Source organism: Flammeovirga pectinis (assembly GCF_003970675.1).
Lineage (GTDB): Bacteria > Bacteroidota > Bacteroidia > Cytophagales > Flammeovirgaceae > Flammeovirga > Flammeovirga pectinis.
Genome location: NZ_CP034562.1, coordinates 5022501 through 5036429 on the forward strand (window position 1 = coordinate 5022501; position 13929 = coordinate 5036429).

General features: G+C 36.0%; 8 protein-coding genes and 2 rRNA genes (1 of these 10 cut by a window edge). 2 read left to right on the top strand and 8 right to left on the bottom strand.

Annotated features, from left to right (window positions below; translation table 11 throughout):
- Window positions 1-2020: ribosomal RNA gene (locus EI427_RS19795) — 23S ribosomal RNA — on the top strand; it begins 857 nt to the left of the window's first position.
- Window positions 2021-2143: 123 nt separating this feature from the next.
- Window positions 2144-2255: ribosomal RNA gene (gene rrf / locus EI427_RS19800) — 5S ribosomal RNA — on the top strand.
- 75 nt (window positions 2256-2330) lie between these two features.
- Here rrf and EI427_RS19805 read toward each other — a convergent pair.
- The 8 genes from EI427_RS19805 to EI427_RS19840 form a co-directional block, all read right to left on the bottom strand.
- Window positions 2331-2657 carry a DMT family transporter gene (locus tag EI427_RS19805; protein WP_126617997.1) on the bottom strand — a complete coding sequence of 109 codons (327 nt, stop codon included), beginning with the start codon at window positions 2655-2657 and terminating at the stop codon, window positions 2331-2333.
- Window positions 2658-2707: 50 nt separating this feature from the next.
- Window positions 2708-3754 carry a 23S rRNA (adenine(2503)-C(2))-methyltransferase RlmN gene (rlmN, locus tag EI427_RS19810; protein WP_126617999.1) on the bottom strand — a complete coding sequence of 349 codons (1047 nt, stop codon included), beginning with the start codon at window positions 3752-3754 and terminating at the stop codon, window positions 2708-2710.
- Between the two features lie 146 nt (window positions 3755-3900).
- A complete protein-coding gene (locus EI427_RS19815) occupies window positions 3901-5478 on the bottom strand; it encodes a hypothetical protein (RefSeq protein WP_126618001.1) in 1578 nt (525 codons plus the stop codon).
- Between the two features lie 107 nt (window positions 5479-5585).
- Window positions 5586-6776 (bottom strand): hypothetical protein, encoded by a 1191-nt coding sequence (locus tag EI427_RS19820; RefSeq protein WP_126618003.1) that lies wholly within the window; start codon window positions 6774-6776, stop codon window positions 5586-5588.
- 112 nt (window positions 6777-6888) lie between these two features.
- Window positions 6889-9453, bottom strand: coding sequence for a DNA gyrase subunit A (gyrA, locus tag EI427_RS19825; RefSeq protein ID WP_126618005.1), 2565 nt, complete (start codon window positions 9451-9453; stop codon window positions 6889-6891).
- Between the two features lie 114 nt (window positions 9454-9567).
- A complete protein-coding gene (locus EI427_RS19830) occupies window positions 9568-10728 on the bottom strand; it encodes a hypothetical protein (protein WP_126618007.1) in 1161 nt (386 codons plus the stop codon).
- 43 nt (window positions 10729-10771) lie between these two features.
- On the bottom strand, window positions 10772-11116 hold the full coding sequence (locus EI427_RS19835) for a hypothetical protein (RefSeq protein ID WP_126618009.1): 345 nt from the start codon (window positions 11114-11116) through the stop codon (window positions 10772-10774).
- A 216-nt stretch (window positions 11117-11332) separates the two neighbouring features.
- Complete coding sequence (locus EI427_RS19840; RefSeq protein ID WP_126618011.1) at window positions 11333-13864, bottom strand: ATP-dependent Clp protease ATP-binding subunit; 2532 nt, start codon at window positions 13862-13864, stop codon at window positions 11333-11335.
- Between the last annotated feature and the right edge of the window lie 65 nt (window positions 13865-13929).

Sequence of the window (13929 nt, forward strand, 5' to 3'; positions counted from 1 at the left end):
TCGGATGAGTTTGATGGAGGTAGAGCTACCAATTAGATGCGGGGGAGTCATATCCTACCAAATCTAGATGAACTCCGAATGCCATCAAACACTACCGGCAGTGAGGGCTAGGGTGCCAAGGTCCTAGTCCGAGAGGGAAAGAACCCGGACCATCGTCTAAGGTCCCCAAGTGATAATTAAGTTGAACTAAGGAGGTTCAGTCGCTGAGACAGCCAGGATGTTAGCTTGGAAGCAGCTATTCATTCAAAGAGTGCGTAACAGCTCACTGGTCGAGCGACAGAGCATCGATAATGATCGGGCATAAATTATCCACCGAAGACATGGATTTGTGTGTAAACACGAGTGGTAGGGGAGCATTCTGACAGGGTCGAAGCAGCATGGTGATGTGTTGTGGACTTGTTAGAAAAGCAAATGTAGGCATAAGTAACGATAAGGCAGGTGAGAAACCTGCCCGCCGATAGACCAAGGTTTCCTGGGCGACGCTAATCGTCCCAGGGTTAGCCGGGACCTAAGGGGATTGCCGAAGGGCATACTCGATGGATATCAGGTCAAAATTCCTGAGCATCCGATAATACTGATGGAGTGACGGAGTGATGCAGTATCTGCGTGCTGACGGAATAGCACGTTGAATAGTGTACCTATAGGGACTATAGTTAAATGCGTAGTCCTTGGGGAAACTAGACAGTACATAGCGACTACGGTCAATGTGATAACGATACGAAACGCTTCCGAGAAAACCTTCTAAGATTATATTATTGGATCCCGTACCCCAAACCGACACAGGTGGTTAGGATGAGTAATCCGAGGCGCTCGAGTGATTCATGGCTAAGGAACTAGGCAAATTAGCCCCGTAACTTCGGGAGAAGGGGCGCCTACTTACTTTTGTAAGAGGCCGCAGCGAAGAAGTCCAGGCGACTGTTTAACAAAAACACATGGCTATGCGAACTCGAAAGATTCAGTATATAGCCTGACACCTGCCCGGTGCTGGAAGGTTAAGAGGGGGAGTTAGCTTCGGCGAAGCTCTGAATTGAAGCCCCAGTAAACGGCGGCCGTAACTATAACGGTCCTAAGGTAGCGAAATTCCTTGTCGGGTAAGTTCCGACCTGCACGAATGGTGCAACGATCTGGACGCTGTCTCGGCCATGAGCTCGGTGAAATTGAAGTAGCGGTGAAGATGCCGCTTACCCGCAACGGGACGAAAAGACCCCATGAACCTTTACTGCAACTTAACGTTGGCCGTTGGCCAGGAATGTGTAGGATAGGCGGGAGACTGTGAAGGAGCGTCGCTAGGCGTTTTGGAGTCATTGTTGAAATACCGCCCTTTCCTGTTCGACGGTCTAACGGGCTTAAAGTCCGGACATTGTTTGGTGGGTAGTTTGACTGGGGTGGTCGCCTCCAAAAGAGTAACGGAGGCTTTCCAAGGTTCCCTCACGACGGTCGGCAATCGTCGGAAGAGCGCAATGGCATAAGGGAGCCTGACTGCGAGAGAGACATTTCGAACAGGCACGAAAGTGGGACATAGTGATCCGGTGGTACCGCATGGAAGGGCCATCGCTCAAAGGATAAAAGGTACTCTGGGGATAACAGGCTGATCTCCCCCAAGAGCTCATATCGACGGGGAGGTTTGGCACCTCGATGTCGGCTCGTCACGTCCTGGGGCTGGAGAAGGTCCCAAGGGTTGGGCTGTTCGCCCATTAAAGTGGCACGCGAGCTGGGTTCAGAACGTCGTGAGACAGTTCGGTCTCTATCTGTTGCGGGCGTAGGAAATTTGAGAGGCTCTGACTTTAGTACGAGAGGACCGAGTTGGACACACCTCTGGCGTACCGGTTGTTCCGCCAGGAGCATCGCCGGGTACCTATGTGTGGAGCGGATAAGCGCTGAAAGCATCTAAGCGCGAAACCCACCTCGAGATGAGATTTCCATATAAGGGTTGTTATAGATTATGACGTTGATAGGCTTCAAGTGTACGTGTAGAGATACATTCAGCTGAGAAGTACTAATCGCCCAATAGCTTTTCTTTTACGGTTAGCACTCTAGTGATAGAGTGCTAGCAAAGTTTTTCCTTTTCACTGTCAAATAACTTATTTAGATGAGTTGTTTGTTATTAGTGATTAGATTCGATGATCAAAGACATTAAGATATTGATGGTGTCAATGACGTGGGTGTTCACCTCTTTCCATTCCGAACAGAGCAGTTAAGCCCCACAGTGCTGATGGTACTGGGTTAACCCCCGGGAGAGTAGGTCGACGCCACATTTATTATATATAGAAGGTTAGTTAACACAAGATGTTGACTAACCTTTTTTTGTGACTATACTTTTTTAAAGATAGTTATAGAGAAGTACTAGAAAAAAGATTTATTATAATTACTCCAATTATAATAAAACCTATTCCTATCAGAACAGGAGTTGAAAGAGTTTGTTGATGAATAACATAGCCAATAATTGAAATAGCAACGATTCCGATACCAGACCAAATTGCATATGCTATTCCCATAGGAATACTTTTTAATGCTAACGACAACAAGAAGAACGAAATTGTGTAACCAACTAAAGTCACAATAGAAGGTACTAGTTTGGTGAAACCATCAGCATTTTTTAATGCTGTTGTAGCGATAATTTCTGAGGTAATTGCTAAAAGTAGATAAATCCAATGCATGTTTATTTAAAAAAAAGCCAAACACTTTTAGGTGTCTGGCTCTAAATAAATTATTTATTTTTATTTGCAAGCTGCCCACATGCAGCATCAATATCTTTTCCTCTACTTCGTCTCACATGAATATTAACACCTTTCTTCGATAAGTAATCAGCAAACTTCTGAATTTTATCAACTTTAGCATTAAGGAAATCTGCTTCTGAGATTGGATTATATTCAATGATATTTACTTTAGAAGGTAAATGTCTAGTGAATTGATAAAGCTCCTCTGCATCTTTTAAGGAATCATTGAAATTATTAAATACTATATACTCGTAAGTAACAGGATTCTTTGTTTTACTAAAATAGTATTTGAGCGCTTCACGTAATACTTCTAAAGTATTTTGCTCATTGATAGGCATAATTTGGTTACGCTTTTCATCATTCGCAGCATGAAGAGATAAAGCAAGGTTAAACTTCACTTCATCATCGCCTAGTTTTCTAATCATCTTAGCAATTCCTGCGGTAGAAACGGTAATTCGTTTCGCAGACATTCCCAATCCATTCGGAGAAGTGATTTTTTCAACAGACTCCATCATATTTTTATAATTGAGTAAAGGTTCTCCCATACCCATGTATACAATATTAGTAAGACCTGTATTAAAGGCTTCCATTGCTTGGTCATTTATAGCAACTACTTGATCATATATTTCTGCAGCATCTAAATTACGCTTTCTATCCATATAGCCTGTAGCACAAAAAGAGCATGTCAATGAGCAACCAACTTGAGAAGATATACAAGCAGTCATTCTTGGTTCTGCAGGTATAAGTACACCTTCTACAAGGTGTTTATCATGTAATTGAAAAGCCGATTTTATAGTGCCATCATTACTTTTTTGTGCTTTAAAAGTAGTAACAGGAAGTATTTCAAAATTTTCTTGTAATAATTCCCTTGTCTTTTTTGACAGGTTAGTCATCTCGTCAAAAGATTTAGCAGAGCTTTTCCATAGCCAATCCTGAATTTGCTTTGCTCTAAATCCTTTTTCTCCATTTTCAGTAAGGAAATCCTTAATCTGGTCTGGAGTCATTTTTCTTATATCTTTTTTCTTTGATTCTATCATTGAAGTATGGTATCTATATCATCTTGCTTTTAAAGATTCAGACAAATATAACTTTTTGATTTAGAGATAAAAAAGCCCGAACCTCATTGCGAAGTTCGGGCTTTTCATTGGAATATTAAAAAACTGTTAAGCTTTAGAAAGGAATATTATTCCATTGATTCTAATTTTTGATTTACAGCTTCTAATTTATCATTCTCTTTTGTCATATAATAAATACGAGAAAGAAGAACTAAATATTTACTTTCGTCTGGAGCAAGCTCAGAAACTTTTTCAGCATAAGGAGCAGACATTTTAGCATACTCAAGCATTTTGGCTTCTAATTCTTTTGCTTTAGCTGGGTCAGCATAGTTCATACCTTTCATTGGTAAGTCTTGCATTTCCTTGTTATAAGCAGCAGCACGGTTATAATATAAAGCACCTAAGTTAAATAAACCATTTTTACTTTCTGGATTAATCTCAATTACTTTTTTGTATTGATCTGTAGCTTTATTGAATAATTCATCCGCTTTAGCTTCATCACCATTACTACGAGCTTTTTCAGAAGCTTGATCATAAAGAACAGCTAAATTAAAGTTCATTCCTTCGTCAGTTGGATCTTTATCGATAGCAGATTGAACAGAAGCAATAGCTTCATCCAATTTATCTAACTTCACATAGTAAGAAACCATTTGAGAAGTTAACGTAGGGTTACCAGGGTTGTTTTCAGCGCCTTTAATTGCAATTTGTAAACATTCCTCATATACTGCATCAGTTTTCCCCTCTAATTCTGCAACTTCTTTAGTAGCAGCATCTAATGTTGCTTGAGCAGCAGTAAGTTCAGCATTAGCCTCATCTACCTCAGTTTTAGCTTGAGCAGCTTTTTGACGTGCAGAACCATATTTACGTCCACCACCTTTAGTGTAATAGTCATAACGCTCTTGAGATTGTTCCTTAGTTTTTGTAGATTTCTCTATAGTACCTTCAGCATCTCTCATTTCATATTTTAAATCATCTAAACGCTCTTCAGCAGGTGCAGCATCTTCTGCAGCATAGCGTAATAATGAATAATATTGTTGAGGATCATGATAGTTCATTTCGAACAACTTATTGATAAACATCATAGTTGTTTCACGAACAGCAGCAGCATCTTCCTCTGCAGCTTCTTCTTCAGCTAATGCAGAAGCATAGAAACCATATTTACCAGTAGTAGTATCATTTTTTACTAATAAAGCTAATTTAAAGTTGTCCATAGCTTTAGTATATTCTTGATCATTGAATGCTTCTGCACCAATGTTAAAGAAATGGCCCCAAAGATCGTCAACTTTAGAAGGTTTAATTGCACCTGTAGCTAAATCAGCTCCTTGGTTATCCCAAATTGCTTTATAGCTAGATGTTTCTTTACCACCGTCTTCTTTTCTTTTTTTGATTTCATTATATGCACTCATTGCTTTTTCGATATCCACAGGGATTTCTTCTGCTGGAGTTTCAGCAGTTCTTGCGATAGTACTGTATACATCTCCTTGAGTTTCTAATGTTTTCTCTTTAACTACAACTGGTTTACCCTTAGATTCCAATTTGTATTTTTCATAACCAACTGCGTTTTCAATTTCAGATTGAGCCTCAGTAAGTTCACCTTTTGAAAGGTAAGCTTCAGCTTTTGTTGCAGAACCTTTCTCTTGAGCAAATGCAGTAGATGATACTGCTGCAGATAAGGCTAAAACTGTAATGATTTTCGTAAATTTCATAGAAATATTATATGTTATATAGCTTAGAATACAATTATTTATTTCTTAACATGCAAACATAATATTTTAAGATTAAACTTTTGATGATGTTTGACATAAATTTTTACTTACATACTCTCTAACGTATCATCGATACGTTTTAGTTCTTTCGATTTGTTTAATAAAACTAAAGTAGAGCGTAAAGTGTTGATAACTTCTAAATTTTCACCATCTAAGTTTTCAGCCTTTCTTAAATTTAGTTCACATTGTTCTAAATAGAACTTGACTGTTTTTTTTATATCGCCTTTATGAACGTTTTTATATTTTTCTTTCTTTTTTAATTGAGTCCAATTAACAAGTAACTTTTGTTTCTGGATTGCTTTCCTAAATTGTATTTGTCCTAAATTAAAATAGGCATCAAAACTATATTCATTTGCGATGATTGCTCTTGTGTAACAATAAATTGCTTTGTTATCATTTCCAAGTTGTTCATATATCATTCCAGTCGCAATTAATGTTTTGTTATCAAAAGGGTTTTGATCAAGGTAGGGTTCGAGAATACGTAAAGCCCTTTCATACCATTTTTCGCGAACACAAATACCAACACCACGGTATATTAAAGAGAATTGTGAAGGGTACTTATTAAGTCCATCTTCTACTTCTTTTAAAGCTAAATCAGGTTGTTGAAGTTGTTCGTAATAGAAAGCTCTACTTTCATAGACTTCTGTGCTATCATATTTTAATTCGAGTAGTCGATCAGAATAAGTTAATGCCCGAATATAATTGCCATCAAATTCATTGCTAATCATACTATATCGGCAACTTACTACGTCATCATTATTAATAGTATAGGCTTGTGTGAAAAAAAAGGAAGAGGACGTGAAGTTTTCCTCAAGAAATTCATCTACACCCCTGGTTAATAAGTTTTCATAAAACCTTTCTAACTCTGCGGAGGTATACTGATGAAATATTTCTTCTTTATCAGTTGTATTTAAGATTTGTTCATACCAATAAAAAGTTGAAGAAACGTATTGCTCACAAAGTTCATGATTCTCACTATTTGAACAGGAATCATTTAGTGATAAAATGGAATATGTTTTGCCTAGTAATGCAATTACTTCCATTTCACCTTCTCTTGTTAAGTTTTTGTTGAGAAGAACTTCAAGATACTTTAATGCTTCTTTCGGTTTATTAGTATTAATGGCTAAACGAGCATACTTAAGGTTCGTTTCTTGGAGTTTTCTTATTTGAGCAGAACTAGAAAATGTAATGCTAAAGAAAAATAGAAGAGTGATATAAATGAATGGATAACAGCGCATATAGGAATTATATATTACGTGAAGATACTTATTTTATCCGATACTCTATTTTGAAAAGCATAAAAAAAGGTACCTACATTACTGTAAGTACCTTTTTTGAATTTATTTTGACCTATTCTTCGGTTGTTGTGTCCTCAGAGTTTGGTGTTTCATTACTTGGATTTTCCGATGTTCCTTCAGATCCTTCACCTTCATTATTTAAATCCATATCTTCAATATCTTCGTCCTCAATTTTAGGAACGATTTCTACAGAAGAAATTTCATCTTTTTCATTTAAGCGAATTGCTTTCACTCCTTGAGTAGCTCTACCCATTGTACGGAAGTTACTTACTGCAGTTCTGATAGTAATACCTTCTTTAGTGATTACAATTAAGTCGTCTGTCTCTTCAACAGAGAATAAAGCAGATAATTTACCTGTTTTATCAGTTACTTGCATTGCTTTAACACCTTTACCACCACGGTTAGTTCTTAGAGGATATTCATCTAATAATGTTCGTTTACCGAAGCCATTCTCAGAAATAACCATTAGTGATTTGCTTTCAAGTTCGTCTTGTGCAATACAAGCCATACCGACAACAGCATCTTCTTCACCTTTAAGAACAATACCTTTAACACCTGTAGCACCTCTACCCATTGAACGAACTTTTTCTTCGTTAAAGCGAGTAGCCATACCCATACGTGTGGCAATAACAACATCATTTTGACCATCAGTCAACATAACATTGAATAATTTATCCCCTTCGTTAATGTTGATAGCATTAATACCGTCACGTCTAGGTCTTGAATAAGCTTCAAGAACCGTTTTCTTAACGATACCTTTTTCTGTCAACATCATTAGATAGTGATTATTGATATAATCTTGATCACTTAGGTTCTTAGTACAAATTACTGCTTGTACTTTTTCACCCTCTCTAATATTTAATAAATTCTGAAGAGGACGACCTTTAGCAATCTTACTACCTTCAGGAAGGCGGAATACTTTTTGCCAGTATACTCTTCCTAAGTTAGTAAATAACAATAGGTAGTTATGATTACTTGCAACAAATAAATGTTCAGTAAAATCATCACTCTTAGTAGAAGCACCTCTAGATCCTACACCGCCACGACCTTGTGCTTTGTATTCTTTTAGAGGAGTTCTTTTGATATAGCCTTCATGAGAAATAGTAATAACCATTTCTTCGTCAGCAATTAAATCTTCGATGTCAAGATCATCAGCGTTATAAACGATTTTTGATCTTCTTTCATCACCATATTTCTCTTTTAGCTCAACAAGATCGGTACGGATGATTTCCATCTGACGTTCTCTTCTTGCTAAAATATCTCTAAGGTCATCAACAAGTTCAGCAACTTCTGAGTATTCTTGATCAATTTTATCTCTTTCAAGTCCAGTCAAACGTTGTAATCTCATTTCGAGAATTGCTTTTGCTTGAATTTCACTAAATTCAAATCTAGCAATCAACTGACCTTTAGCAGTTTCTGCATCTTTAGAAGCTCTAATTAATGCAATAACTTCATCTAAATTATCTAAAGCTTTTAAGTAACCTTCTAAAATATGAAGACGACGTTCAGCTTCTGCTAATTCAAATTTAGTTCTTCTGATGATAACATCATGACGGTGATCGACATAATGTCTGATCATATCATGAAGGTTTAATGTTCTAGGTCTACCTTTTACAAGTGCAATATTATTTACACTGAATGAACTTTGTAAAGCCGTTTGCTTGAAAAGGTGATTAAGAACAACATCAGAGATAGCATCTTTCTTTAATTCATAAACGATACGGATACCACTTTTATCAGATTCGTCACGAATTGCAGAAATACCTTCAATCTTCTTATCATTGACCAAGTCGGCAGTCTTTTCAATCATGTTTGCCTTGTTGACCATGTAAGGGATTTCAGAAACAACAATTTGTTCACGTCCGTTAGGAAGTGGTTCAAATTCTGTGACTGCACGCATTACTACACGTCCACGTCCTGTTTCTAAAGCTTTCTTTACACCATCATAACCATAAATAATAGCACCGGTAGGGAAGTCAGGACCTTTAACGATCTCAGTTAATTCATCCATTGTAATATCTGGATTATCAACATAAGAGATAATTGCGTCACAAACCTCAGTCATATTGTGAGGTGCCATATTTGTTGCCATACCAACAGCAATTCCTGACGCTCCATTTAATAGAAGGTTAGGGATTCTTGCAGGCATAACCGATGGTTCTTTTAAAGAATCATCAAAGTTAGGTTCGAAGTCTACTGTATCTTTCTTAATATCAGCAAGCATCTCACCAGCAATTTCTTTCATACGGGCTTCCGTATAACGCATTGCTGCAGGAGAGTCACCATCAATAGAACCGAAGTTTCCTTGTCCATCAACTAATGTGTATCGTAAAGACCATGGTTGAGCCATACGTACCATTGTTTCATAAACTGAAGAATCACCGTGGGGGTGATACTTACCAAGTACTTCACCAACGATTCTTGCTGATTTTTTATAAGAACGGTTATAACTAAGTCCAAGCTCAGCCATTCCGTATAATACACGCCTGTGAACAGGCTTTAGACCGTCTCTTACATCAGGAAGAGCACGAGAAACAATAACCGACATTGAGTAATCAATGTAGGCACTTTTCATTTCGTCCTCTATGTTGATAGAGATGATATTTTCGTCCGCCATGTATATTTATAGAATATGTTTTCACTACAAGAGAAAAGTAGAAATTTCTACTTTTCACAGAAATGCAAGATACAAAAAACTACTGTTTTTTACAGTAAAAAAAGCATCTAATTTTCATCGTTTAAAGCGAATTGCACCACATTTTCCTAAGTCTGATCGAATACTCAGTGAACGCTTCTTTTTTCCGGCCTTAATTTGTACTGCCATGGTGTTTGGAGGATCTTTACCTAGGTTGTGAGCGTATAAAATTAGTTTGTTTTCTTTGCCATTTTCATATCTAATTTTCAGTTTCTTTTTTCTAGCTGTTAGTTCGTATTCTTCAATGATTGGTTCACCGTTCCAAAATATAGAAACAACATCACCATCTACTGTTTTATCATCCCAGATATTTAAGGTAATATCATATGATGTAATATAGATTGAAGATTGTGTTTCTGTTGGTCTTTTTTCGTATATATATTCTTTTTTCTTAGTAGGGGGAACAGGAGTTACTTTTGGTTCAATTTTGATTTCCTCCTTTACAATAACTTCTTCTTCAATTATATCAGTAATAATTTGTTCTGGAACGTCATTCTTTGGTATGTGGATAAGTGTTAAATCATCTAGATAAATATAACATTGGGGGTCAATATCATAATTAATATATTTAAAACTAGTGTGTTTATCATCTCTGAAATTACCTAATGTAAGGTATTTAGAATCATCTGTAGCAGTAAATGTAAAAGTAATAGGCATCCATGTAGTAGTGTACATAATATCATCACTTTCATACTGAGGAGTAACTGTTAAAGGTTCATAGATATATTGTCTTATTTTTTTTTCTGAAAAATAGACTCCAAATCCATTAGAAGCAATACCACCATATGCAACATTATTTCCATTGGTTACATAAACGGTGAATTGATATTTTTCTCCTTTTGTGAGTGGTGTTATTAATTCTACAGAGGCGTATTCTCTGTAATTGATCACTCTTTGCATGTATGTGATTAAACCTAGTACAGATTTCCCTGTCCTAGGTTTAAAATTATCTTTAATTCCTTTTAGAGGTTGCTTTTCATTGATAAACATATGATCAGGTGTACCAAATAATGATTTTGGTTGCACTTGATTTGTATTGTACCAATCAGATATGTTTTCTAAAGAGGCATGCCCTCTAGTTTCTTCTATATAATTCTCAAAACTACTATTAGGTATTAAATTTTGAGAATGACCAATAAAGGTCAAGGCAAATAAAAAAATGTATAGAAAAATGAATCTGTAATATGGTATTGTCATGTCTTTGCTTGTATGTTATACACCACAAAGATAAGAGATTTATTTATGCTCTAACTATGTCGTATTGTCCTTGTTGGATAATAGACAATTTTCTAGAAATATCAGTCCCTTTAATGTGGACAGTTAGTACATAATTACCAGATGAAATGAATGATAAATCTATTTTAGTACTAATTGGTGCTTCTAGTATTGATTTTCCAGTCATTAAATCTGTAATGGAAATACCTCTAATTACTTCTTGTAATTCTTTATAAGTTTTTAAATTATGTTGTGGTATTGGAGATTCAATACAAACAGAAGTTTTGTTCTCTTCACTAAGTTCTATATTCGTTCCAAATAAAGCACTTGTGATAAGAAGTGAGCAAAGGCGGTCAGTCTTTATTTTCATGGCAGTAAAAGATAAATAGTTTTAAGGTGTTGATTAATATATACTAATACGGGTAACTAATCTGTTGGGATACATAAAGTTAAGTAAAAGGTTCACGTTAAGTCTTTTATTCATGAAATAGTGATGTTTTTTGTATTTATAGTCTCAATAGTAAAAAAATAAACACAAAAAAAGGAGAACATTTCTGTTCTCCTTTCTATCTAAATTGAGAAAATTTTATTCTTCTTCAGATTTTTTCTTGATATTATTTTTCTTAATTGAAACAGATAACTCTTCACCTTCACCTGAGTAGTCAGCAAGAATTGTATCTCCTTCTTCAATATCTCCACCAAGTATTTCTTCTGCCATAGGATCTTCCAAATATTTTTGGATCGCTCTATTTAAAGGTCTAGCTCCATATTGTGGATCATACCCTTTGTCAGATAAGAAATCTTTAGCTTTATCAGTAACCTCAATTTGATACCCCATTGCAATTACTCTTTCGAATAATTTAGAAAGAGATATATCTATAATTTTATGGATATGTGATCTTTCAAGAGAATTAAAGATAATTACATCATCAAGACGATTTAGAAATTCTGGAGCAAATGCTTTTTTCAAGGCTTTTTGAATTGTGCTTTGCATTGCAGCATCTTGATTTTCAGCAGCAGTTTGTGTGTTGAATCCAATCCCTGTTCCAAAATCTTTAAGATCTCTTACTCCAATATTTGAAGTCATGATGATAACTGTGTTTCGGAAGTCTACTCGTCTACCTAAGCCATCAGTTAAAATACCATCATCAAGAACTTGAAGAAGTATGTTAAAAACATCAGGGTGTGCCTTTTCTATTTCATCTAATAAAATAACACTATAAGGTTTACGTCTGATTTTTTCTGTTAATTGACCACCTTCTTCGTAGCCAACATAGCCCGGAGGTGCTCCAACCAAACGAGATACAGAGAATTTCTCCATATACTCAGACATATCTATACGTACTAATGCATCCTCTTTATCAAATAAATGAGAAGCTAATACTTTAGTTAATTCTGTTTTACCTACACCTGTTGGTCCTAGAAATATAAATGAACCAATTGGCTTCTTAGGATCTTTTAAACCAACACGAGTACGACGAATAGCTTTTGAAAGTTTTTCAATTGCAGCATCTTGACCGATTACTTTACCTTGTAAATCTTCGTTCATTTTCAGAAGTTTCTTACCTTCTGACTGAGCTACTCTATTTACAGGAATACCTGTCATCATTGCAACTACTTCAGCAACATCTTCTTCGGTTACAGGATAGATAGTTTCATTTGTCTCTTTTTCCCAAATTTCTTTGGCTTTATCAAGATCTTCTAAAAGTTTCTTTTCCGTATCACGAAGCTTTGCAGCTTCTTCGTATTTTTGTCTTTTTACAACTTTATTCTTTTCTTCTTTAATATCCTCGATTTGTGTTTCGAGTTTAACGATATTTTCAGGAACATGAATGTTGTTAATGTGTACACGTGCACCAACTTCATCAAGAACATCAATTGCTTTATCTGGAAGGAAACGATCACTAATGTAACGATCAGAGAACTTTACACATGCAGCTAAAGCTTCTTCAGAATATTCTACATGATGATGTTGTTCGTATTTCCCTTTAATATTGTTTAAGATTTCTACAGTCTCCTCTGGCGTAGTAGGGTCTACCATTACCATTTGGAAACGACGTGCTAAAGCACCATCTTTTTCAATATATTGTCTATATTCATCTAAAGTAGTGGCACCAATACATTGTATATCGCCACGAGCTAAAGCTGGTTTAAACATATTAGAAGCATCTAATGATCCAGAAGCTCCACCCGCACCAACAATGGTGTGAATTTCATCTATAAATAGAATTACTTCAGGAGCTTTTTCAAGCTCATTCATTACCGCTTTCATTCTTTCCTCAAACTGACCACGGTATTTTGTTCCTGCTACTAAAGATGCTAGGTCTAAAGTAACAACACGCTTACCAAAAAGTACTCTAGATACTTTCTTTTGAACAATTCGTAGTGCTAATCCTTCTGCAATTGCAGTTTTACCAACTCCTGGTTCACCGATAAGAATTGGGTTGTTCTTTTTTCGTCTTGATAGAACTTGTGCAACTCTTTCGATCTCTTTGTCTCTACCAACAATAGGGTCTAATTTACCTTCTTCAGCATAAGTTGTAAGGTCACGACCAAAATTGTCTAGGACAGGAGTCTTAGATTTTTCAGTGCTTTTTGATGATTCAGGGCGAGAGCTCCATGAGCCACTCCCTTTTGCTTGTGGGTCGTCATCATCAGTGCTTGACGACGCTGTTGGGTTTTCTCCTTGGAATTCAATCATTTCTTTGACTACATCATAGTTTACATCGTAACGCTGTAAAATTTGAGTTGCTAAATTATCTTCGTCTCTAAGTATAGACAATAACAAATGTTCTGTACCTATTAGACTAGATTTAAATATTTTAGCCTCTAAATATGTTATTTTAAGCGTTTTTTCTGATTGTCTTGTTAGTGGGATGTTTGCAAGATTCTTTACATTAAAATTAGCTGTGCTTTTTGTAGACTGTTCAATGGCATCCTTAAGATCATTTAAGTTTACACTCAGCTTTTTTAATAAAGTAATTGCATATCCCTCACCTTCACGTATCATACCGAGCAGTAAATGTTCTGTTCCGATATAATCATGGCCAAGGCGCAAAGCTTCTTCCCTACTTAAGGAAATTACTTCTTTGACTCTGTTAGAAAATTTTGCCTCCATGGTTAGGGAATTAATTTGATTTGATAATTTCTAATACTTCTTATAATAAGATACAGAATAAATAT